Annotated in this window: 14 protein-coding genes; 11 read left to right on the forward strand and 3 right to left on the reverse strand. The window is 61.9% G+C overall.

All coding sequences use genetic code 11. The annotated features are described in order from the left end of the window. Positions 1–213: 213 nt before the first annotated feature. Entirely contained in the window at positions 214–831 is a 618-nt protein-coding gene (locus HPT29_RS06140) for a 3'-5' exonuclease (RefSeq protein ID WP_173946952.1), read from the reverse strand. 345 nt (positions 832–1,176) lie between these two features. After that, a complete protein-coding gene (locus tag HPT29_RS06145) occupies positions 1,177–1,659 on the reverse strand; it encodes a lytic transglycosylase domain-containing protein (protein ID WP_173946953.1) in 483 nt (160 codons plus the stop codon). A 673-nt stretch (positions 1,660–2,332) separates the two neighbouring features. Between HPT29_RS06145 and HPT29_RS06150 the strand changes: the two genes are divergently transcribed. The 11 genes from HPT29_RS06150 (at position 2,333) to HPT29_RS06200 (ending at position 21,859) form a co-directional block, all read left to right on the forward strand. Then, the gene (locus HPT29_RS06150; protein WP_173946954.1) at positions 2,333–3,643 is read left to right on the forward strand and encodes a nucleotide sugar dehydrogenase; all 1,311 of its coding nucleotides are present in this window, start codon (positions 2,333–2,335) and stop codon (positions 3,641–3,643) included. A 40-nt stretch (positions 3,644–3,683) separates the two neighbouring features. Continuing rightward, complete coding sequence (locus tag HPT29_RS06155) at positions 3,684–5,159, forward strand: glycosyltransferase family 2 protein (RefSeq protein ID WP_259060498.1); 1,476 nt, start codon at positions 3,684–3,686, stop codon at positions 5,157–5,159. Positions 5,160–5,191: 32 nt separating this feature from the next. Beyond that, a complete protein-coding gene (locus HPT29_RS06160; protein WP_173946955.1) occupies positions 5,192–6,394 on the forward strand; it encodes a PilZ domain-containing protein in 1,203 nt (400 codons plus the stop codon). Positions 6,395–6,454: 60 nt separating this feature from the next. Beyond that, entirely contained in the window at positions 6,455–7,873 is a 1,419-nt protein-coding gene (locus tag HPT29_RS06165) for a mannose-1-phosphate guanylyltransferase/mannose-6-phosphate isomerase (protein WP_173946956.1), read from the forward strand. After that, a complete protein-coding gene (locus HPT29_RS06170) occupies positions 7,851–11,009 on the forward strand; it encodes a right-handed parallel beta-helix repeat-containing protein (protein ID WP_173946957.1) in 3,159 nt (1,052 codons plus the stop codon). The genes HPT29_RS06165 and HPT29_RS06170 overlap by 23 nt, the downstream gene beginning before the upstream one ends. Before the next feature lie 7 nt (positions 11,010–11,016). After that, a complete protein-coding gene (locus HPT29_RS06175) occupies positions 11,017–12,114 on the forward strand; it encodes an alginate lyase family protein (RefSeq protein ID WP_173946958.1) in 1,098 nt (365 codons plus the stop codon). Next, a complete protein-coding gene (locus tag HPT29_RS06180) occupies positions 12,114–15,038 on the forward strand; it encodes an SEL1-like repeat protein (protein WP_173946959.1) in 2,925 nt (974 codons plus the stop codon). Before HPT29_RS06175 ends, HPT29_RS06180 begins: the two co-directional genes overlap by 1 nt. Positions 15,039–15,106: 68 nt before the next feature. Continuing rightward, positions 15,107–17,956 carry a tetratricopeptide repeat protein gene (locus HPT29_RS06185; protein ID WP_173946960.1) on the forward strand — a complete coding sequence of 950 codons (2,850 nt, stop codon included), beginning with the start codon at positions 15,107–15,109 and terminating at the stop codon, positions 17,954–17,956. 68 nt (positions 17,957–18,024) lie between these two features. Beyond that, positions 18,025–19,329, forward strand: a complete 1,305-nt coding sequence (locus HPT29_RS06190) for a tetratricopeptide repeat protein (protein WP_173946961.1) — start codon at positions 18,025–18,027, stop codon at positions 19,327–19,329. Positions 19,330–19,842: 513 nt separating this feature from the next. Continuing rightward, positions 19,843–20,565 (forward strand): LuxR C-terminal-related transcriptional regulator, encoded by a 723-nt coding sequence (locus HPT29_RS06195; protein ID WP_210810827.1) that lies wholly within the window; start codon positions 19,843–19,845, stop codon positions 20,563–20,565. Between the two features lie 550 nt (positions 20,566–21,115). Further along, positions 21,116–21,859, forward strand: coding sequence for a response regulator transcription factor (locus HPT29_RS06200; RefSeq protein WP_173946963.1), 744 nt, complete (start codon positions 21,116–21,118; stop codon positions 21,857–21,859). Between the two features lie 86 nt (positions 21,860–21,945). Here the strand turns inward: HPT29_RS06200 and HPT29_RS06205 are convergent, their stop codons facing one another. After that, a complete protein-coding gene (locus tag HPT29_RS06205) occupies positions 21,946–23,586 on the reverse strand; it encodes a GMC family oxidoreductase (protein ID WP_173946964.1) in 1,641 nt (546 codons plus the stop codon). Positions 23,587–23,615 lie beyond the last annotated feature (29 nt).

Here is a 23,615-nt window from a genome sequence, read left to right on the forward strand (position 1 = left end):
GGGTCACACGCTACGGGTCTGTTCGGGAGGGACTGGATGCAGGTCTCCAGGTCATGAGGCTGCGGACCATTCAACTTCCGGACGGCCGTCGCATCGATATCCTGACACGGCCCGATCAGGATATCGCATCCGGATTGCCGGACGGATATTGATTGGTCAGCTCTGGGCAGAAGCCGAAGGACGCCGATACGACGCAGCACCGTTCATGCTTGACTACCGGGCCTGTCCGACTGTTTGGGGTGTGTCGATGCCGCCCTGTTGGGATCGCGCGGCGGCTTCTTCCACACGGCGGCGTATGTCGAGCCAGAGACGTTGCTCGCGCCGCGCGTCCGCAAGGGCACGGTGGGCTGCAGGACCGAGTTCATCATCGCGGCGCTGAGCTTGGGCAAGAATATCTTGCATAATGCTTCGATGGAGATCCGCCGGAATCCGAGCATCCCGCAGCACCTCACGCATAATCCGTCGATGAGCCATCTCGGTATCTTCAAGACGCAAGGCGTGGCGTGGCAGTCCGGCTGTGCGCAGGAGCTTGCTGAGCCACTTCCCATCCCATGATGGCGCTGTTGCATAGAGTGCACGGCCCGTCAAAACTGACACCATCCTCTGAGCAACCTCGTCGAGCGGTTCTCCTTCCGCGTTCAGTTGCTCCCTTGAAATGCCATGAACCCTTCCTGCTTTGACATCCCAGTCGGTCCACGCTTCAGCAGGCTTGATGAGGTGGCTCTCCTCCTCGCCATTTGCGAAGACCCAGGCCACCTCAATAGGATAACCCTGCTTGTCGAGAGATGAGGCCTCAAAATCGAGGAACACGGTTTTCGATAAATCCGGCATCGTGGATCAACTCGCGTATGGCGTGGTTTGCTCTCGACAATCACGGACAGTATCATCGATGAGCAGCGATGGATCATACATCCATCGCATTCAGAACGCGCAAGCGGCCACACGGCTCCACCGCAGGGGGGGGAGGTTCAGAAGCCCGTGACGGAAGAGAGCGCCGGAAATCTCTTGTGGCCTGCCGAAACCCTGAGATGTGCTGAAACGCTGTCGCTCCAACCCGAACTTCCAAGGTGGCCAGACCATGATCCTGCACCATGCGGCGTTTCCACCGCGCAGGGGTCGGAACCTGAATGCTGGAGACTTGCAAATGTTCGGCCCAAGTGCCGTGACGAAGAGCGCCTAACGGGAATTGGAGGATGCGAAGCCTGCCGAGGCGGTGATCGAACCTGTCGTCACGGGTTCGCTGGCGCCGGTTCGAAGGGTATGCAGCAATCCCTTGCGCTTGGCCTCGTAGTAATAGCCGCCAGCATAAAGCGCGACGGCACGGTCCGGGTTGCCGCCTGCCACTCGATAGGCGTTCGCAAGATACGGAACGGCATATGTAAGATTGGTGTTCGCGTCGAGCAGGCCCGAGACTGTTCCTCTATAACCCATTCCTCGCGCGGTGGCATAGCGGATCTGCATGAGGCCCAAATTGCCGGCACTGGACGCGCGTGGATTGTAGCCGCTTTCACGCCGGATGATTCGATGTACCAATGTTTCGGGAATTCCGTGGGCCCGGGCGTGTTGTGCGACGAGTGTGTCGATCTGGTCTCTTTCAGATGCTGCGGCAGGCAACGTGCAGGCGAGCGCCGTACATGCGAGAACAAGACGAGAAATCATGAAGGTCCCCTTGTTTGAGGAGATTTCTCGACGCCAATCGTGGCAATTGGACGTCAGCTTGACTGTAAGGATGTCATGCCGACCCGTGTATCCCTTCTGATGGCGCTTCGGATGTAAGCTCTTTGGCCGTTACTCTGACCATGCCGCTCATTGGAGACATCGTCGTCGCTTGTTCAAAGGGGGTAGAGAGGTAATCCCATGTCAAAGTGCGCGGACTCCAAACGCTCGCGCGTCCTGCAAGACTCTGGAAGGTCAATACACCTGACTTATCGGATTGAAGCCAATGCCTGGAAAGCACGCGCTGAGATCAATCGATGACTGTCTTCCTAGAATTGGAGCGGTGAGTATTCTAGGCAGCTAAGGCCATATTCTGAAATACATACGAATGTACGATGACATCTTGCTGAATATAGCAAACGCCGGATTGAGTTTTGAACCGGATGCGAAGAAAGAATAACTCAGACTACCGGCCTCGCTGAGCAAGGGGTATAGGCAGCACTTATGAGTTAAAGCCTCATGTTGAAAGTGGTAATGCCTTTCTTAGTTCCGAGGGGGTATCTCGCAAGCCGAAATAGTGGGGCGAAATAAAACCAAGCGGTAGTATTTATTGGGCTGTATCCGGCGCTTTCCAAAGTCTGCGCCCCTTCCACTGTGATTCAGCAGGAACAGCCCAATGCAAATCAGCGTTTTTGGGATTGGCTATGTCGGTGCCGTCTCCGCGGCCTGTTTGGCCAACGATGGCCACAACGTCATTGCAGTCGATCCAAATCCCCAAAAAGTCGGACCTCTCAACGAGGGTATCAGCCCGATCGTCGAGCCGGGACTGAGCGAGATGATCAAAGGCGGCATCAGCAGCAAGCGCCTGATGGCGACGAGCGATGTTCGCGAGGCCGTTCACGGGACTGACTTGTCCTTCGTGTGCGTAGGAACTCCCTCTCGTTCGAACGGATCGCTCGACACGGCTTATGTGAACGCCGCAGCCGAGCAGATCGGTGCAGCCATACGCGAGAAAAATTCCTTCCATTCCGTGGTCATGCGGTCGACGATCCTGCCAGGCACGATGGAGGGCATCGTTCTCCCTGCTCTTGAACGCGCATCGGGCCGTCAGGCAGGCGTCGGCTTCGGCGTCGCATACTACCCCGAGTTCCTGCGGGAAAGCACAGCGATCGCCGATTACTATGATCCGGGGGCCATCATCTTCGGCCGTCACGATCAGCTGACGATCGATCGGCTGATCGATCTGCACAAGATTTTCAAAGTTGATCCGAAGATCGTGTCCATTCGCACGGCCGAGGCCGTCAAATATACGAATAATGCATGGCATGCGCTGAAGATCAGCTTCGCGAACGAGATCGGCAACATCTGCAAGGAGGCCGGAATCGATGGTCATGCCGTGATGGAGGTTCTGTGTGCCGATACGCGATTGAACATCTCCAAAGCGTACCTAAAGCCGGGCTTCGCGTTCGGAGGCTCCTGCCTCCCGAAGGATCTTCGGGCTCTGCGCTTCGCGGCACGTAAGCTCGACGTCCCGACGCCCATTCTCGATGCCACGATGGAGGCGAACGAAGAGCAGTTGCGTCGTGCATACTCGATGGTCGCCGCCACCGGCAAACGTCGTATCGGCATCATTGGTCTGAGCTTCAAGCCCGAGACCGACGATCTGCGTGAAAGCCCCCTGGTCGAACTCGCGGAGCGCCTCTATGGGCGTGGCTATGATATCCGCATCTACGACCCGAACATTCAGGTCGCGAAGCTGACCGGAGCCAACCTCCAGTTCGTCAAGGCGCATCTGCCCCACCTGACCTCGCTCCTGACCGACGATATCAACGAAGTCATTGATCACGCGGAGGCTTTCGTTCTCGGCAATCGCGATGAGGCAAAGCGGCTGATGGCGACCCTGAACGACGACAGGCCGCTCATCGATCTCGTGCGCATCGATCAGACAAGGTGTTCCGGTGACCTTTATCAAGGAATCTGCTGGTAAAACCAGCAGCAACCGGCTTTCGGAGTCGGTAGGGGCACACGTGCTCTATGTGGTGGCCGTAGCAGCGTTTGCTGCTGCGATCCCGCCTCAGGCTTACGGCGCCGTGAGCGCCGGAGCCGTTGGAACCATAGGGTTTCTCGCCCTGTGGCGCTACGGATGGGGCTTCCTGCATTTCATCCGCGCTCTGGTCTTCCGCAAACAGGCATTCCCACGCATGCGGAAGGCTGCCAATGCGGCGGTGGAGCAAGCACCACCCAACGCTTTTCTGCTTGTGACGACCTTTCGCATCGACAGTGCAGTCACCGCACGGGTCTATCGCGCCGTTTTCGAGGCGGCGTTGGCAGCCCCTGGAAGAGCAACGGTCGTCGCCTCCGTCGTGGAGGCCGGCGATCAGAGACTCGTCAAGAGCCTGTTCCGAGCCGTCTGCGGAGACGCGAGCAACGTCGATCTGGTCATGGTGCGCATTGCCGGGACAGGCAAGCGGGACGCTCTCGCCTATGGCTTTCGAGCGATCGCACGCCGCACTCCTGCCGACGACGACGTTGTCGCCGTCATCGATGGAGACAGCATCGTCCCGCCTGACCTCGTGCGGAAATGTGCTGGGTTCTTCCAGCTCGATCCGCAAGTCGGGGCATTGACGACCGATGAGCTGAGCGAAGTCCGCGGCCGCCGAATCTTCCAGGAATGGTATTCACTCCGCTTTGCCCAGCGCCACACCCTGATGTCGTCCGTCGGACTGTCGCAGCGCGTCCTGACATTGACCGGTCGGATGGCGATGTTCCGTGCGAGCATCATCTGCAACCCCGAGTTCGTTCGCCAGGTCGAACTCGACTACATCGACCATTGGCGCCTTGGCCGGTTCAAGTTCCTGACAGGGGACGACAAGTCGAGCTGGTTCTGGCTGCTTCGGAACGGCTACAAGATGCTCTACGTGCCCGACATCGTCGTGCTGACCGTCGAGGACCCGCCCTCGGACAGCTTCATCTCCGCCGCGGCCATGCTCATGGTGCGATGGTTCGGCAATATGCTGCGCACGAACTCGCGGGCTCTCGCGCTTGGTCCACGCAGGATCGGGCTGTTCACCTGGTGGGCGATTCTCGATCAGCGGATGTCGATGTGGACGTCGCTCGTGGGCTTCGTGATCGCTCTGCTGGCAGGGATCTTCGTCAGCGGCTATGCGCTCCTGCTTTATGCCCTCTGGATTCTGACGTCGCGCTACGTCCTGACCCTGTCCCTCTTGGCGTCCAGGCCGAGGGTCTCCGTCTTCTATCCTTTCCTTCTCTACTTCAACCAGATCTTCGGGTCCCTGATCAAAGTCCATGTGACCTTCCGTCTCGACCGGCAGAAATGGACACGCCAGAAAACCGCCTCGACAAAGGCGACGAAGCGGCCCCTCATCGCGAGCAGCTTCATGTCCGCATACATGCATAGCCTCGCGCTGGCCACATTCGTGACGGTCCTCGCCTGGAGCATGGACGTGCTTCCGACACCGAAGCCGATGCTGTTTCTCCCTTAGAATGAACGATACCGATTTGGAGCTTGAGGTTCATGACGAAGATCACGCACGAAGCCGAGGTTCAAAGGCAACATCCCCGATACCGGATCCCGGTGCGGTGCATCTATAACGGATCTCAGGTCTCCGTGGTCGATGTCTCGGTCGGAGGCATCGGCCTGAGGACAGGCGCGATCGACGCGAAGCCGGGCCGTGTTCTCGACCTTACCCTGGTCTTCCCGTTCAGCGGCTACGAACTGTCGCTGCCCATCAATGCGGAGGTCCGCTACATCACCGATGAGCACAGCAGGATCGGCCTGCGCTTTGTCGATGTCTCTCCGCGTCAGCACAACCTTCTGCGCTTCATCCTCGACGCCTACCTGTCCGGCGAGGTGGTGGATGCCGGTGACATTCTGGATGTGTCATCACGCCGGAACGAGGGCAAGACCCGTGAGGTTCCCCAGCGCGCCGCGCCGCAGGGATTGAGGGCTCATCTTTCCCATCATGGCCGCACCGTAGCGGGCTATGTCGGGATCGGCGCCTTAACCCTGTTTCTTCTCGGGTTCATCGGCATGGGCCTCTTCGAGCGGATGTACATCATACCCGCCCAGTCGGCCCTGATCACTACGGACCTCGTGACGGTTCCGGCTCCTTCGAACGGTCAGGTCACGTTCGTCGCAACCGGCAGCGAAGTGAAGGCAGGGGAGCCGCTGCTGACGATCCAGGGCCCGCAGGGCAACAGCATCGTCATCGACAGTCCCTGCAACTGCGTCGTCCAGGCTCGTTACAGCCGAGCCGCCAATTTCGTCCGCGAAGGTGCGCCCATCCTGGCTCTCCGCGAGAAGACGAGCACTCCTTATGTCACGGCAAGCATCTCTCACGATCAGCTTCTGCGGTTCTATCGTGGCGCCAGTGCCGTCATCGAGTATTCCGATGGAACCCGTGTGCGGGAGAATCGCATTGAGCGCCTGCCGACCCTCGTCGGCGAGGCCGCATCGTCCGGTCCGTTCCTCGTCAAGCTCGCACCGGGACGCGATCTCGACATGTCCACCATCGGGCAGCCCGTATCCGTGGTCTTCAACACGTTCTCAGGATCCTCGGTCGGCGCCGCGACCGGCAAGCTGCGGGCAGCCATGAACTGGGCAGGCGAGAGGATCGCGGCTGCCTTCGGGCAAGGCAACGAGGTGGCGGCGGCACCCAAAAAGGCCAAAGAGCCTGACGTCGACAGCGGGAGACGCCTCGCGGGGCTGAAACAATAACAACGATCAAATCAGGGCCACGCTTCGAAGCGCAATCTTTAAACAGTTTGGAGATTTGAAATGAACAGCATCATTCCCGTTCTGATGTGCGGTGGGTCCGGAACCCGGCTGTGGCCGGTATCCCGCTCCAGCGAGCCGAAGCAGTTCCATGCCCTCGCGGGTCAGTCGAGCCTGTTCCAGCAGACGGTTCGACGGTTCCGTACGGAACAGTATGCAGAGCCCGTCATCGTGGTGAACACCAACCATCGAGATCTCGCCCTGCGTGAAATCGGCCAGCTGCATGCCGGAGCCGCAAGGTTGCTGGTGGAGCCGTGCGTGCGCAGCACAGGACCTGCGATTGCGGCTGCAGCGTCTCTGATCGCCGAGGAAGATCCGGATCGCCTGATGCTCGTCGCCCCGAGCGATCACGTCATGGAACAAGCGGAGATCTTCTCGGAGGCCGTCGCTCAGGCCGCAAAGGCTGCGCAGCAGGGGCAGATCGTGCTTTTCGGCATTCGCCCGACCCAGCCGGAGACCGGGTTCGGCTATATCGAGATCGGCGAGGCTTTCGACGACGCAAGCTTCAAGGTGAGAGGTTTCGTCGAGAAGCCGGCGCGGGCTGTCGCCGAGACACTGGTTGCCGGAGAGCGCCACCTCTGGAACAGTGGAATCTTCATGTTCACGGCCCGGACGATCCTCGATGAACTGGAGCGGCATGCGCCGGACGTTCTGGCCTGCGCCCGGCACGCTCTCGCCCTGGCTCAACGTGGCAACGACACCATTCGTCTCGCGGCCGAGTTCGACACGGCCCCGGTCATCTCGATCGACTACGCTGTGATGGAACGCAGCGATCGCCTCGTCTGCATCCCGGTCTCGCCCGAGTGGAGGGATCTCGGCTCCTGGTCCGCGCTCTGGGATATCGGGTCAAAGGACGGGAACGGGAATGTGTCGCGCGGCGACACACTCCTTCAGGACGTGCGTGACAGCTACGTTCACGGGAATTCCCGTCTTGTCGCAGTCATGGGAGTCGAGAACGTCGTCGTCATCGATACCGCGGACGCCGTTCTCGTCAGTTCATTGGATCAGGCCCAGAACGTCGGACGTCTGGCGGCCGAGCTGGCGGCATCGAAGCGTTCGGAGGCGGCCCTGCACCGGAAGGTACGCCGTCCTTGGGGATCGTACGAGTCCTTGCGTGTCGGTGAGACCTTCCAGGTGAAGCACATCGTCGTGGACGTGGCAGGTCGTCTGTCGTTGCAGTACCACCATCACCGCTCCGAGCATTGGACGGTCGTTTCGGGAACCGCAAGGGTAACCGTCGGCGAGAAGGTGTTTGTCATGACGGCAAACGAATCCGTCTACATTCCAAAAGGCGACGTCCACAGGCTCGAGAACATCGGCGATGAGGAGTTGCATCTGATCGAGGTGCAGTGCGGAACCTATCTCGGGGAAGACGACATCGTGCGTCTGGAGGATCAGTATGACCGCATCGTCACGATCTGAAGGTCGCCGCCGCCTGAGGATGGCATCCCTCCTCCTGTCCATGGCGCTGGTTTCCAGCGCCATGGCGCAGGACGGCAGCGAGGTCACGCGTCTCGCGGACGAGGCGCGTCAGGCCTTCGTTGCCGCCGAACAGGGCGGTGTCAGCGCAAAGCAGAAGGCGGCGTTCTATCAGGTCGTGAGGGCGAGGCTCAAGCTCCTGGAGAAGTTCGCCGGTCAAGGCACCTCCGGCTCGGGCGAGTTCCGAGAAGGGGCGCGCGAGCAACTCACCCGTCTGGCGGACGAGGGGCTCAACCACGACATGGTCAGCGCGATGCTGCTCCAGGCCTCCATCGGCGATCTTGTTGGAATCCAGTCCGGCCCTGATCGGGTCGAGGCCGGTGTCGCCCTCCACCAGCTTGCAGGCGAGCAGCGGTCGCCGGCTTACCGGGCCGCAGCTTTCGTCGCGATTGCCAATGCCTATGCCAGGGTGGGATTCCAGGATCGGGCCGTCAGATACGTATCCTTAGCATTGGCTACGATCGACTTGGTCTCCGAGGCCGGCCAGCGTGCCGGGATCCTGAATGCCGTGTCGCGGATCGCCTCTGGGATCGGCGCTCCTGGGATTGCCCTGGCAAACCGCACGATCGGTTTGATGCCGGCCTCCAGCAGCCGGGCCTATGCCCGCCAGGTGATGGCACGAGACCAGCTCAAGGGCACCCCACTGGAAAAGGCGCCTGACGCGAAGCTGAAGGTCGAGGCCAAGAAGCGTACAGCAATGGGAGATCTGTCGGCAGGGCTGTCTTTGGCACTTGCAATGCAGGATGGCCGGGAGCGCGATGATGCTCTGTCTGCGTCACTCGAGGCCGCTGTCGAGCGTCGCGACAGGGACGTCTCCCTGGCGGCGGCACAGGGCTTCTTCGACAGCTCGAGGCAGGAGGCGGCACTTGCGGTCATCGTGAAGAATGACATGGACCGTGGAACGCCGCTTAGGGCCGCAGAGCTGGTCAACAGCCTGGAGGACGGCCATGGGAAGGCGGCGCTTCAGATCATTGTCGCGGCTGCGCTGAAGAAGGCCGGTTATGACAGAATGGCTGAGCGGATCTCAACAGGAGCTTCAGCCGTCAATCCCAGTTTAGGAAGGGCGACGGAACCTGGTGACATGACGCATCAGGCCGGGCCCGGCAAGAACGACCGGCGCACAGACGAGCTTATGATCCTGTCGGAGATCAGAGGTCTCATCGAGCAGAAAAGAAGGACTCTGGTTCCCGATGCGGCGCTCGCAGCCAGCCTGCGCCGAATTGCCAATCACGACGACCGAGCGGCTATTGCCCTCGAACTCGCCACACTGCCCGACACTGGTGTCAGTGCCGCTGATTTAGTCCGCTCCCTTGAAGACGATCGCTCTCGCGCCAAGACCTTCAGGCGTCTGGCTGAGATCCGTGCCGATCATCTCATGAAACCGTTAAGCGATGAACCTGGTGAAAATGGCGATGGCGCCGGAGCGTCTGCACCTGCCCTCGACGAAGAATCTCAGGAACTCCAGACCCGCCGGGGCCTTGCCCTGATCCGACTGGACGCGCCTCAAACGGCAAGCGCTCCCGTTCTGATTCCCAGCCAATTTGAAACGTCGGCTGCCGTGAGGTCGAACACGCCTTGGCCCGGCGGTGCGGTCGTCGGGAGCACGTTTGCCCGTCACAATCCCTATATCGCGAAGTTCCTCGATGACGACGAGAGTGGGGTTACGCGCCTCGAGCAGGCCGTCCGGTACCAGGGTTTGCCTTCGCCACGGATCGTCGTCGTCCAGAGCGGAACGGCGACCTTGGGAATGGTAGCCCGCCAGCTGCAGGGAACGGACGCCCGCGACCTGATCGTCCAGGATGGTGATGCCATCGTCGTACGAGCTCCGGTCTTCGTCGCTCCCGGCGCAACGTTGATCCTCTCGCACCTCGATGCTCCAGTCTACCGATTGAGCGCCACGGCCGGGGCGTTCATCGCCAACGCCGGCCAAGTCGACATCGTCGATGCAGATGTTGTGGGCTATGATGAAAAGACTGGGCAGCCATCGTGGTCCGACAGCGAGAAGTCAGGCCTGTTCCGTCCGTTCCTGCTGACATGGGGTGATGGCCGCATGAATGTGGCATCATCCGTCCTGGCAGCCCTCGGCTATGACAATGTAAAATCGTTCGGGCTCACGTACTCGTCAGGTCCGGATCAAGTCGCCAATGTGCGGGATCAGGCTCGCCCTACGGGAACCATCGTCGATAACGTTTTCCGAAATCTCTATATCGGGTTCCACTCCTATGAGGCCGAGCGCCTCCAGGTCGTCGGTAATGAATTTCGGGACAGCATCGTCTATGCGGTGGACGCGCACGACGGGTCCAAAGGCAACATCATCGCCTTCAACACCGTCTACGGAACCATGGTCAGGCACGGGATTGCCGTGTCTCGCGACGCCGAGGACAATCTGATCGTCGGCAATCTGTTATTCGACAATGCCGGATCCGGGATCGTGCTGGATCGCAACAGCACGGACAACGTCCTCAACGCCAACAGCTCGTTCCAGAACATGCAGGATGGCGTGACCGTCTTCGAGAGCTCTTGCAACGTGTTGACGAACAATCATCTTGCCGGGAACAGGCGTGACGGATTGAAGGTTCGCAACAGTTTCGACGTGGGAGCCTACGGAAACAGAATCGAGGCCAATGCCAATTCCGGCGTGAGCGCCTATATCGCGAGCCTCCCCTCCTCGAAGAGAGGAGACGGGCAGGGAGAGGGATCCGGCCGCTACGCTCCCGTGACCAGCCTGTCCCTCAGGAACAACAGCTTCTCGTCGAACGGAGTCGGCATCAACACGCAGGGCGTATCGGGCTTGACGATGTTCTCGAACCGTTTCGTCAAGCAGTCCCGGCGCTTGCTGGGCGGCGACATCCGCGGCCTGGAGGGCCCCGTCCTTCGTCTCGCCTTCCAATCCGATGTGCTCATTGCAAGCACATGCCGGCCTGCGAAGCCCGTTTCGTCCTGTCGGCTCAGGGATTTGGGCTACTTGGAAGGAGACGCTGATCGGCAGATCTTCAACTCCCAGGCCGGATCGGACTGCACCGACATCAATGGAAGCGTTCAACATCGAGCCTTCTCCAGCTCTTCTCAAGGGACCTAGGAGCAGCATGAACCGAATTCTCGCCTTCTCTGTCTTGAGCCTTCTCATGACGGCGACGTGCCATGCCCAGGTGAGGGCGCAGGGCTTGTTCGATGTGGAAGCCCGCCGCGCGGCCCTTTCGCAACCGTCTCTTGCGGCCGCGCGCGCGGCCTGCCTTGCGATTGCTCGCGATCCATCCTGGGCCAGCCTCAAACCCGTTGACGGAGTCAAGGCCGCCGATGGCCCCAACACCGATGGAGGCGTCAACACCCATTCCTGGGCCGTCATGGCCCTGACTGGGCGAGCTCTCGCCGGCGATGCAGCATCCGAGGCATCCCTGCGGGATCTCCTGCTCGCCTGGGCGAAGGCCAGAGCGTTCGAGGGCACGGGTGCCGAGAGCGAGGCCCTTTATGGACTGAAGCGCGTGCTTCTGCCGACGATCGTGGCTTATTCCGTTCTGCATCGCAGCCTGGATGACAGCCAGCGGCAGATCGTTTCCGGATGGATCGATTCTCTCGTTCGCAGGGTCGACCGGACCTTCGGCACGGATACGGTTCGCGACAGCCAGCGCGCTCTGGCCGACAGCATCCTCATGGCCTGGGGAGCCATCACGGCGGACGATGCTCTCTATGAGAGAGGTTCCCGCGGATATCGCGCCGTCCTTGGACAGGCCCGCCCCGACGGGAGCCTCGTACTGGAGACACGACGCGGAGCCCGCGCCCTGTGGCACATGCGCCAATCCCTGGCGAGCCTGACCGTCATGGCAGAAGTCGCCGCCACCCGTGGCGTGGATCTGTACGGACTCCGTGAGGGCGAGGCGAATTTCGACCGGATCCTCTCCTATCTCCTCAACGGAATTACAGAACCTGAAGTCGTGATGGCTTATGCCTCGGAGAACGAAAGTCCCGGCGCTGAGGCTGACTTTCGCCGCCAGGACATGAGCTTCCTGGCGAAGCGCGGTTTCGGGCGCCACCCCATGGCTTGGGTCGAGCCGGTTGCGGCCCGCGATCGGGTCGGCCTTGCGACGAAGCGGCTCAAGACGCTGCTGGCGCGCAGCCTCCGGTCGGACCGGCCTCTCATCGATGAACTCGCTGGCGGCAATGCCACATGCTTTTGGGGGCGTTGATGAACCGAACTCACCTGGGCCTGCTCGGTGCCCTCACAATTCTGACATCGCTTCCGTCCGGCCCGGCATTCTCTCAAGCTTCAACCGAGGTTGAACTGCGCGACGGGTTCCGCAGCATCCTGGCGAAGGTCGAGCAACTGAAGCAGCGCAACGATCCGGCTGCTCTCGTCGAGCGGGCTCAGGTGCTGCAGGACGGCCTTCCCGTCAGCGAAACGAACCCGCTCAGGGTTCCGCAACCGGACGAAGCGGCTCGTCTCTACGAGCAGGCCCTGGCCCTGCCGGGAGCGCACTGGCCATCGGCGGCGCTGCGGCGTGCCAAGTTGATCCTGGCGCGTGACCGGGACCCGGCTTCCGTCGATCGGGCAGCCGAGCTGCTGCGCCGCGCTGCGGCGTTGCAGAACCATGAGGCGGCCTTCGTCCTCGCCGGCCTGATGGAAGCAGGGATTGGCGGCAAGCAGGATCCGGAAGGCGCCAGAAATCTGTATCAGATCGCTCTTCGATCCGAGCACGGCCCCGCCGGCCTCGAGCTCGCGCGTCTCGAGAGCGATCCGGCAAAGGCGAACGTCTTCGCGACCCAAGGCTTGAGAATCCTGTTCCAGGAAGCTCAAGGGGGATCGGCTGAGGCGGCCAGGACACTGGCCGACCATTACCGTGATACGGCCAACGGATCGGACAGGATCAATGCCGCCATCGAATGGTACCAGCGGGCCACCGACCTTGGGGATGCAGAAGCCGCCCTGCGCCTGGGGCGCTTGAGAGCCGATCCGAAATCTGCTTCGTCCCAGCCGCAGCAGGCGAAGATTGCTTTCGAGAAGGCCGCTCAACGCGGATCCGTCGAAGCAGCCATGATCCTTGCCGAGGATCCCTACAACGGTGCGGCTCTCGGTGTCGAGGCCAGTACGGCCGATCTCTGGCTCAATCGGGCCATCGAGACGAAGGCCCCGCGAGCTTTGGTTCTCGCGGCAGAAATTCGGAGCCAAAATGGTCCTGATGGACGGCAGGCCGCAAAGGATCTGCTGGTTGAGGCCGTTCGGCGCGTCGATCAGGATGTGACGGTGCTCGTCGCGCTCGGCCGCCATCTTCGCGATGGCGTTCTCATCGACCGTGACGTGGAGTTGGCACTCAAGTTGTTCGACAGGGCGGCGGCCAGCGACAATTCGGCGGCACTATACGAGTTTGCCCGCACTTCGCTTGCTCATCCGGATGTTGCGACGGAGACCATGCGCAGGACGGCGATCGAGCGGCTTCGGACGGCGGCGGAGCGTGGTCACGTGAAGGCGGCGGTGAGCATGGGAGACGCGCTGCTTCGCGGCAATGGGGTTCCTGAATCGCAGGCCGAAGCCATGCGCTGGTACCGCCGCGCAGCCGAGAGCGGTTCTCCTGTCGCCTATATCCGTCTCGGCGATCTTTATGCGAGCCGCTTTTCCGGCATGGAAGCGCCACGCGCTCTGGAATGGTATCGCAAGGCCGCCGAGGCCGACAGCGCGATTGCCATGATCCGGCTCGGCAAGATGTTCAACGATGGAAGGGGAGTGCCGCAGGATCAGGCTCTGGCCGCGACCTGGTTCAGCCGCGCCGCAGCCGCCGGAAGCAGCACCGCCATGGTGGAGCTGAGCGCACTCTACTCTCAGGCCGGCGGGCCGGGTCATTTCAACTTGGCCCGTGAGGGACTCGAGAAGGCGATCAAGGCCGGCGACAGCCGTGCCCCGATTGCGCTGGCCAAACTCTATCTTGCGCGTGGCGAGCGCGTGCTGGCTGAGGGGACTCTCAGGAAGGCTGCCGAGGGCGGGAGTGCCGAGGCTGCCCTGCAGCTGGCTGAGATATCGCTTTCAGGCCAGCCGACGGGAGAGCAGCAGAATGCCGCCCGCCGGTGGCTGGCCATCGCCGAAAAGGCCATGGCCGCCGATGATGACCAGAATGGCAAGATTGCCTTGCTGTACCTCCGCCTCCCGGACACCGCGTCGATCGAACACGGCGCGTCCGTTCTGGAGACGTTGGTTCGAAAGAACAGTGCCGAGGCCATGACCCTTCTGGCGACGGCTCTCCTGCAGGGAACGGGGGGCAGGCAGGACCCGGCGCGGGCGGAGGCGCTGCTTCGGCGCGCCATACAGCTTGGACATGATGGAGCGCGCTTCATCCTCGCCAAAGCCTATCGCGACGGCGACGGCATCCCACGCGACCCCGCCCAGGCAATGGCGCTCTACCGGGAGATCTACAACGAGGAGCCGGGCGACACCAAGGTACAGCTGGCTCTGGGTGATGCCTACGAGCGCGGCGTAGGCGTCGCTCAGGACCGCAGGATGGCCGCGGAGTTCTTCGCTCAGGCGGCGCGCCAGGGAGACCCGGACGGGCAGATCCGTCTTGGGCTCGCGTACCTCTACGGCGGCGGCGTGGAGCGTGACAGCCGTACTGCCGAGCAATGGCTGTCACAGGCCGGCGAGGCTGGGCAGATCGACGCGAGGCTTCAGCTCGGAAGCCTCAAACTGTCCGGCCTGAGCACAGCGGTCGACAGCGAAGGTGCGTTCGCCTCCTACCTGCGGGCCGCAGAAGGCGGATCTCCGCTCGCGATGATCGAGGTGTCGCGTGCCTTGGCGAATGGTACCGGCACACAGCTTGATCCGGGGCTTGCAAAAACCTGGCTCGAAAGAGCCGCAAGCCTTGGTTCCCCGGATGCGATGTTCGAACTCTATCGTCTGAACGACATCGCAGCGAAGCCGAACGTGCGTGAAGCCGACCGTTGGCTCAGGCAAGCAGCCGAGAAAGGTCATCCGGGCGCGATGTACCGGCTGGCGTTTCGTTACCAGCAGGGATCGTCCGACAAGGAGCGAGCCATGGCTCGGGAATGGCTTGAGAAGGCCGCGCGAGCCGGTCACTCCCAGGCCGCCAAAGCCTTGGCGAAACTGACGAACGCGACGCCCGGCTGACAGGGTGAAGAATGAGCGACGCAGGACAGCGGAATGCTCGGACATGTGAGAAGGGGTGGAGAGCCACAATGGTGATGTTTCGTCGGCCCGCCAGAGTATCGCTGGCCTTTCGGCCAGCCCGGATCGGCAGCGCCTCCCTGGCAGGTTTCGCCGTGTGGATGGCGCTTGCCGCCCCCGGGGCTTCCCAGACATCCGCACCGCGATCCCTCGCACCCAATGCCGATTTTAGCAAGATCTGCCAGCCGGCCACCAAGCCGCACCTGACGCGGGATTGGAGCACGTGGGACAGATCGCAGCCCGTCAACAATCCCGACGAGATGTACGAGGCTGCGATCGCCTACGCCGAGGGACGTTCCGACATCAGCCGGTCGCCTCTGACGGCGCGTAAACTTCTCGAGGATCTCGCAGACCGGCCATGGGCCGGGAGGGGCAGGGCTCATTTTCGTCTGGGCAAGCTCTTTCTCGATCCTGCCGCGGGGCCTGTCGATGCCGAGCGTGCGGCGAGCCATTTCAAGACGGCCTCTTCCATGCTGAACATGGATGCATCCGTTCTGCTCGCTCAGCTCCATGTGCAGGGTCGGATTGCCGCGGCCAATGTTCGAGACGCGGAGCAACTGCTCCGCGCCTCCGCGACGGCTGGCAATATCGACGGCATGATCGAGTTGGCGCGGCTGCAGCGCAGCGGGAAGATCGGTTCTGTCCCGCAGGGCGCGACGGACGATCTCATCAAGCTGGCCCTCCAGACCCTCTACGCCGATCTCGGGAAAGGCAAGTGCGGCGCGCTCTTCGAGATCGGGACGATCTTGAGCGAAGACGCCCTTGTGCCCGGAGGACTGACTGAGGCCGTCAGGTGGTTCGAAGCCGCCGCACGCCAGGGCGACGCCAAGGCCGATCTGGCCCTTGCGGAAATTTACCTGCAAGGCCGTGTCGAGGCGGCCCCGGAGCAGTTTCTGTCGCATCTCACACGAGCCGCGGAGGCGGGACAGCCTCGGGCCATGACGTTGCTGGGTGAGCGTCTCCTGCTCGGCGATCGTGCGCCGAAAGATGTGCCCAAGGCGATCGCCTGGCTCGAGCGCGCCGGGTCGAATGCCGATCCCGAGGCCTACAAGCTCCTTGCCCGCCATTACCGTGGCGAGTTCGGCGCAGCCGCGGACCTGCCGAAGGCGGCGGACGTCCTCGTGAAGGCAAGTGCCTTGCCGGGGCACACCAATGGCATTCTGGTCAGCCTCGCACGGCTTTATGCCGCTGGCACGACCGGGAAGCCGGATGTGAATGCGGCCTTGAGCCTCTATCGCCAAGCGGCGGCCCGCGGGGATGTCGGATCTCTCACGGAAATGGCGAAACTTCTGCTGGCCTATCCGGCGATGGGACGGTCCGAGGAGGCGCTTCGCCACCTGAAGGAGGCCGCCTCGCTTGGTGATGCCGATGCCATGGGTGTGCTGGCCGAACTCTACGCCTGCAGCACCGCCGTCGCTCCGGATCCGGTGCAGGCCGAGGTTTGGTTGACGCGCGCGGCGGAGGCCGGACACGTGCGCAGCATTTCGGCCATCGCGAACCAGGCAGGCGACGATCCGGCCGTCGCCCAGCGGAACGCGAAGGCGCTCCTCCGTGCAGCCGAGCGTGGAGACCGCGAGAGCATGATCCTCCTGTCCTCCGCCTATCGCTCCGGTCTGGGCGTCACAATGGATGAGGCGGCATCGGCCCGCTGGCGCGAGATAGCTCTCGCACCAGGGGAGGGGCGGACCCGGGCCATGGTTCTCCTGGCCCGTCGAATGCTAGACGGCAAGTCCGGCGGCCGCGACGAGGCCGGGGCCCGGACGCTGCTCGAGGCTGCCGCGCAAGAGAGTGACCCGAACGCGCAACTCGAACTCGGACGCCTCTTGGTCGCCCAACGTGGGCGGAGCGAGGATGTCATGAAGGGCGTGCAGCTCCTGCGGGAGTCCGCCTCGGCGGGCAATGCTGCCGCGATGCTGGCTCTCGCCGAGCTCCCCAACGCTCAGCTTCAAGTGACCGGCAAGACAGGATTGGAGTGGAGGCAGGCGGCGGCGGCGGCCGGCAACGTGCGGGCGGCCATTACCCTTGCGGCGAGTGCCAAGGATGAGCCTGAGGCCGCGCGCTGGCTCACCCGCATTGCATCATTGCCGGTTTGTACCACACGAGACATGGTGGAGCTCGCGCAGGCCTATCACAAGGTTCCCGGTCCGGATCACAAGGAGAACGCTCGTCTTTGGATGAAGAGGGCCCTCGCGGACACCCAAGGCAGCGGCCGCGATCCATCAGCCCTGTTCCTGATCGGGCGTGCGATGGTCGAGGAAGTCGGCGGGCCTGCCAGCAAGAACGAGGCCGTCAGGTACATCCAAATCTCAGCAGAAGCAGGCCGGGTTGATGCAATGCGTTACCTGGGTCGCGGCTATGTCTCCGGAGAGATCGGCGAGAGCAACATGCAAACAGCCGTGCAATGGCTCTCCAGAGCTTTGCAGAAAGGAGACGCCGCCGTAGCGGCCGACCTTTCGAGAGTGGCTGCAATGCCCACGGAGGCGGCCGGTCGAGCGGTGGAGACTCTCCGGGCGAGCGCCGAGAGCGGCTTTGCGCCGGCCATTCGGGAATATGGACGCAGCCTGCAGCTCGGCTTCGGTGTGCCGGCTGATCCGCGAACCGGCGCAGCTTGGCTGCTGAAGGCGGCAGAGGCCGGCGACACGATCGCCATGAAGGAGCTCTCCCGTGCCTTTGCATCGGGATACGGCGTCGAACTATCGGCGAGCGCAAGCACGGAATGGCTTCAGCGTGCGGCACGAGCCGGCGATCCAGAGGCCATGTACGGTCTCAGCCTCGCCATGACGCTCGGCTTCGGCACCGACGTGAATGCAAGCGCCGCGCAGGACTGGCTGAAGACGGCGGAGGGTGCTGCCCGGAAGTGATGTCCGCGTGGAGACGAAGAACCATGAAAGACGAGACGAGCGCTGACATGCGTTGTGGGAGAGGCAAGATGATCAAGATTAATGGTATCGTTCTCCTGAGCTGCCTCTTCACGAGCGCTTCTCTGGCGGGCTTGGCCGCCTCTCCGAGCGACGCGAAGGCACCGGCAGCCCAGGGGGCTGCCACGGCCAAGCCCGCATCGCCCACCCAGGCGCAGCTGCGCGCCATGTCCACGGTGAGGCTCCTCCGCCTCGGTCGGAAAGCTCTCGACGCGGAGATGGATACGCAGGACTTCGCCACCGGGCTGGATGCGGCCAAGATCGCGTCGTCCCGCGGCGACCGCGAAGCAACCCGCCTCATGGCAAAGATCATGGCCCGCCACGAGGTGGCGCTGCAGGGTGTCGATCGTGCCCGGCTCGAGCAGCGCCTCCGGTTCGAGGCTCTCAGAGGCGCCTCGAGTTCGGTGCTGGCCGTGGCCGGCATGTACGATCGCGGCGAAGGTGTTCCCGTCGACACGAAGAAGGCCGCCGAGTGGTACCTGTGGGCTGCTCGTGTCGGTCATGAGCGCGCTATGGCCTATGCCGCTTATGGCTATGGCACCGGTCGTGGCTTGGAGCGCAATGAGACGGCTGCGCTGAAATGGCTCGATAGTGTGAACGAGGGCCGTCGGCGCAGCACCCTGCTCGAGATCGGCTGGGCGCTCGCCCTGGGTAGCGAGGGAACGACGGACATGGAGTCGGCGCTTCGGTTCTTCGAGCAGGCGGCTCAACTCAAGCCTAGCATCGCCTACCAGGTCGCTGCCGAACTGGAGCGTGGAACACGAGGGATCCAGAACCGTGATGCGGCCGCCCGGTTGATCAGGATCGCGGCGGAGCGCGGCGATTCCGCTGCCGCCATGCGCATGGCGACTGCTCTCTCGAGCAGCACCGATCTCGAAGACCAGCGGCAGGTCGTGCGGTGGTACAGCCTTGCAGCCCTGGACAAGGACAATCTGGCGGCCGGGCAGACCCTCGCAAGACTTCTGACCTTGCGGCCCGCCGATGACTTGGTTGCTCTGATCATCGCAGGTCTCGACAAGGCGGCCTCGGCCGGGAACACCGAAGCGCTCATCGGCCTGGCTCATGCCTACAACGATGGGATTGGCGTTCAAGCATTGCCGGAGAAGGCAGCAAGCCTGCTGCAGATTGCGGCCGATTCAGGCAATTCCGAAGCCAAGTACCGGCTTGGACTCATGTACAAGTCAGGATCGGGGGTCCGTGCCGACTCCGCGAAGGCGATCGAACTCATGAGCAGCGCCCGGGATAGCGGCTTTCCTCTTGCCGCCGTTGCTTTGAGTGCCATGACAGATCCTGCAACAGCCGAACCGACCAGGTAGGCCGGCGGAGCCTCTTCTGGCACGCCTAAAGCCGTTGCTCGGTAGGACTGGGAATGCCAGACGAGGTGCCGCAATCAACGGCATCTCGGATCAAGCGCGACCGTTTATCGGCGGCACGCGATTGTCCGCATAAGAACTCTGTCCGGATGGGCTGAATGGCGTGCATGTCTCGGGCATGCGCAAGGCCTGTATTCGCGTTGCGGGCGAGGTGGGTTGCAACCCCGCCGGGCTTGGGCCTGAACGCGTCCGCGCATCAGAAAACTCGACATCAGATAAAACGTTATAAAGAAATTATTTGAGCGGATGGCCTCGTTTCGGCATTGATCCGTCTCCTCAAAACGAAGGCCTCTGAAGAGGCATTGATTTCTACCTCCTAAGCATAAAACGATACCCCTTTATTAAGGATGGATAACGAACGGTTAATTTGTACAATTCGAGGTAATCTCTGCGGAAAGGCTCCCTCGCATGTCACACCTTCTCCCAGTCACCACGATCTTAGGCTGCAAGAATTCGATGCTGCGCGAGGGCTTGAGGCATATCCTCTCGAGCACGCGATTCCGTCTGCACCCGGAGAACCTGACGCGCGCAGAGATCGCTCTCGATGAGACCTCGCGGGAAGGCCAGATCCTCTTCATTCTCGATGCTAACCTTTATCCAACCGGGTTGGCTGAAGGCATCTCGTCGTTGAAAGAGCAATATGCTCAAGCTCGCATCGTCCTGCTCTCGGACAGCTTCAATCTTGAGGGGATGAAATCGGCCTTCCAATCCGGTGCGGATGGATACTGTCTCGCGACGACAGGATGCGAGGCTCTGATCAAGTACCTCGATCTGGTGATGCTGGGCGAAGTCGTCTTCCCGTCCGCAGCCTTCCTTGCCGCCATTTCCACGCACACCGAGGCGCTGGATCTCTCGAAGGAGGCTCCTGTCGTCAAAGTTTCCTCTCTTCAGGCTGCTCCGACGTCGGAAGGCCAGGATTCACCGATCCGCACCCTGTCGAGCAGAGAGGCGGAGATCCTTCAGTGTTTGATGCAGGGCGCGCCGAACAAGGTCATCGCGCGCAAGCTTGATGTTGCCGAGGCAACAGTGAAAGTTCACATCAAGGCTATTCTGCGCAAGATCCGCGTGGCAAACCGGACACAGGCTGCCATGTGGGCCGTCAACCACTTGTCGTCGGGCGCGGCTGATGCATCTTGGATGCAGGCGGAAGACACCTTGGCGGCAAACAGCTTGCGCTGACAGCGTCCGTGTCGCTTCACCCGTGCCCGGAAGATGGTGGAGCGACATTTGCGGCATGCGCCGACTTGCCAGCGATTGATTGTTTGCCATGGACTTGCTCGCGGCCGGATAACCTGCTCCCACCGACCCTGCCGGAATACATCGTGCGGAACGGCGAACTCGCAGCGGCTCTCCAGAATTCGGCCTTGGTCGAGATCAAGTCAGCTTTACGGTCGTTCGTGTTGCCGCGACAGGTACAGTCATCCTCCCAGAATTCCTAAAGGAAGTATCTTGTGCTTGGAGGTGAGGACTTATTGCTTACTAGACCACCGTCTGTGATACGGTATTACATATCATATTTGTACCTATCAATTACAGATTGTTAAAATGATTTGAATGGGTAATGATTGTCTCAAATGAGATTATAAGCTAAAGATCTTTAGGGGACCTTTACTATTTGCCTGACCGAATCAAGACCAGAAAGGCATCTGCGATGCGGAACACCTACGATCTTGATAGCCTTCCTCATCCAGGAGCCTCGTCGGCCAAGGACGTCGCGTATTCAAGATACATGGAACTGGCACGGTCGGTTGAGCCCTCTTCCGGGGAGCATGTTGCTGGCCGCTCGACGAAGACGCTCCTCATCGAGCCGAACGCCCTCTTGAGAGAAGGTCTGCGTAGAATTCTCGCGGAGACGGCTTACGCACCATCTGCTGCTGCGGCGAGCCTCGACGAGTTGGGATCCATGGCGGCCTTCGATGGCAGCACGATCGTCCTCATCATTGATGCAAGCCGCGACCATGAGGAAACCTGTCGGCAGGCCAAGGCATTGAAGGACACCAATTCCGGCGCGAAGATCGTCATGCTGATCGAGCAGTATGACATCAAGCAGGTTATTGCGGCCTTCCAGGCCGGGGCGGACGCCTATCTCAAAAAGTCCATCTCCCATGAGGTCCTCGTAAAATCGCTCGACCTCGTGATGCTGGGGGAGGCGATCTTCCCAGGGGCAATCCTCGACCTTCTGCGGGAGCGTGAGGCGCCGGGCGCTCACGCGAATGAGGTGCCGGCTGCCGAGGATCCCCATGACATGGGCCCTCCGGCCAAGGGTCTCTCGGTTCGCGAGACGGTGATCCTGCGCTGCCTCATGGATGGAGACTCGAACAAGATCATCGCTCGAAAGTTCGACATCACGGAAGCAACCGTCAAGGTTCACGTCAAAGCGATCCTGCGCAAGATCCAGGCAAAGAATCGGACGCAGGCCGCGATCTGGGCCGCGAGCCATCTCCCGGCAAGCCGCGGGACGCCGACGAGCTGAGTGCGTCGACTTCGGAGCACCTCTTTAATGGGAGCCGCTGGCTCCCATTCGTCTTTCAAAGGGTCGAAGAGAGCCCCCGGCTCAGGTTACGCGGAGCGTCGGGCCGGTACTGCGCTTCGCGACTGATCCTCCAGGATCATCGCGGCTCCCTTCTCGGCAATCATCAACGTTGGCGAATTCGTGTTTCCGCTCGTAATGGTCGGCATGACGGACGCGTCGATGACGCGCAGGCCTTCAAGGCCGCGGACCCGCAGGCGCGCATCCGTGACGGCCATCGGGTCGCCGTCGATCCCCATCTTGGCGGTCCCGACAGGATGGAAGATCGTGGTTCCGATCTCCCGCGCACCGTTCAGAAGCTCGTCGTCCGTCGAGAGTTGGGCTCCAGGCCTGTACTCCTCGGGCCGGTACTTCTGAAGGGCCGGCATCGAGACGACGCGCCGGACCAGGCGCAGGGCATCCACGGCCACTCTCTGATCCTCAACGGTCGACAGGTAGTTCGGGCGAATGGCAGGCGCCTCGCCAGGGCTGTTGCTGCGAAGCTTGACGCTCCCCCGGCTGGTCGGCCGGAGATTGCAGACGCTCGCCGTGAAGGCCGGGAACGGATGCGGGGCGTCCCCGAACTTGTCCAGCGACAGAGGCTGGATGTGGAATTGCAGGTTCGGAGTCGCATAATCCTCCGATGAACGGGTGAAGGCCCCCAGTTGGGAGGGAGCCATCGTGAGCGGTCCCTTGCGGAAGAGGGCGTATTCGAGCGCCATCCGGCCCTTCTTGACCAGGGACCGATAATCCTCGTTGAGCGTCCGCACCCCGTGCACCCTATAGATCGGGCGCAGCTGGAGATGATCCTGCAGGTTCTCGCCGACGCCCGGCAGGTGGTGAACCACGTCGATCCCGCACTGCCGGAGGAAGGCGCCGTCCCCGATTCCGGACAGCTGCAGGAGCTGCGGGGACGCGATGGCACCTGCCGAGAGTATGACCTCCTTGCGCGCGAGAAGGCGCCTCAGAGCGCCGTTCTGAAGGATCTCGACACCGATCGCGCGGCTGCCTTCGAAAAGGATGCGCGTGGCATGAGCCTTCGTCTCCACCTTGAGATTGGGACGGGAGAGAGCCGGTTTGAGGAAACCGCGTGCCGCGGACCAGCGCCGGCCACTCTTCTGGTTGACGTGGAAATACGAGATACCCTCGTTGCTGCCGGTATTGAAATCGCTGACCCGGGGGATTCCTGCTTCGACCGCGGCTTCGACGAAGGCATCCAGAAGGTCCCAGCGCATGCGAGGAGCCTCGACGCGCCATTCGCCGCCCACCCCGTGGTGGTCGCCTTCTCCGAGGTAGTGATCGAGATGCTGACGGAAGATGGGCCTGACGTCGTCCCAGCCCCAGCCGGCGAGACCCATCTGGCGCCAGTTGTCGTAATCCTCCCGCTGGCCGCGCATGTAGATCATGGCGTTGATGGCCGAGCAGCCGCCCAGGACCTTGCCGCGGGGATAGCTCAGGATGCGGCCGTTCAGGCCGGGCTCCGCCTCGGTCTTGAACATCCAGTCTGCGCGCGGATTGCCGATGGCGAAAAGATAGCCGACCGGAATGTGGAACCAGATCCAGTTGTCCTTGCCGCCGGCCTCGAGCACGCAAACCGAATTGCCGGGATCCCTGGACAGGCGGTTCGCCAGGACGCAGCCGGCGGATCCAGCGCCGACAATCACGTAATCGAATGTATCGCTGCCTGACATGGTATGGCTCAATCGCATGAGCCGGCGCT

This window comes from Microvirga terrae (assembly GCF_013307435.2).
GTDB lineage: Bacteria > Pseudomonadota > Alphaproteobacteria > Rhizobiales > Beijerinckiaceae > Microvirga > Microvirga terrae.

Bases quoted from the DNA above. Each gene is read 5' to 3' on its own strand.
- HPT29_RS06165 (WP_173946956.1), top strand. From the start codon at position 6,455: ATGAACAGCATCATTCCCGTTCTGATGTGCGGTGGGTCCGGAACCCGG.
- HPT29_RS06190 (WP_173946961.1), top strand. From the start codon at position 18,025: ATGATCAAGATTAATGGTATCGTTCTCCTGAGCTGCCTCTTCACGAGC.
- HPT29_RS06195 (WP_210810827.1), top strand. From the start codon at position 19,843: ATGCTGCGCGAGGGCTTGAGGCATATCCTCTCGAGCACGCGATTCCGT.
- HPT29_RS06150 (WP_173946954.1), top strand. From the start codon at position 2,333: ATGCAAATCAGCGTTTTTGGGATTGGCTATGTCGGTGCCGTCTCCGCG.
- HPT29_RS06160 (WP_173946955.1), top strand. From the start codon at position 5,192: ATGACGAAGATCACGCACGAAGCCGAGGTTCAAAGGCAACATCCCCGA.
- HPT29_RS06170 (WP_173946957.1), top strand. From the start codon at position 7,851: ATGACCGCATCGTCACGATCTGAAGGTCGCCGCCGCCTGAGGATGGCA.
- HPT29_RS06205 (WP_173946964.1), bottom strand. From the start codon at position 23,586: ATGTCAGGCAGCGATACATTCGATTACGTGATTGTCGGCGCTGGATCC.
- HPT29_RS06180 (WP_173946959.1), top strand. From the start codon at position 12,114: ATGAACCGAACTCACCTGGGCCTGCTCGGTGCCCTCACAATTCTGACA.
- HPT29_RS06185 (WP_173946960.1), top strand. From the start codon at position 15,107: ATGGTGATGTTTCGTCGGCCCGCCAGAGTATCGCTGGCCTTTCGGCCA.
- HPT29_RS06175 (WP_173946958.1), top strand. From the start codon at position 11,017: ATGAACCGAATTCTCGCCTTCTCTGTCTTGAGCCTTCTCATGACGGCG.
- HPT29_RS06200 (WP_173946963.1), top strand. From the start codon at position 21,116: ATGGAACTGGCACGGTCGGTTGAGCCCTCTTCCGGGGAGCATGTTGCT.
- HPT29_RS06140 (WP_173946952.1), bottom strand. From the start codon at position 831: ATGCCGGATTTATCGAAAACCGTGTTCCTCGATTTTGAGGCCTCATCT.
- HPT29_RS06145 (WP_173946953.1), bottom strand. From the start codon at position 1,659: ATGATTTCTCGTCTTGTTCTCGCATGTACGGCGCTCGCCTGCACGTTG.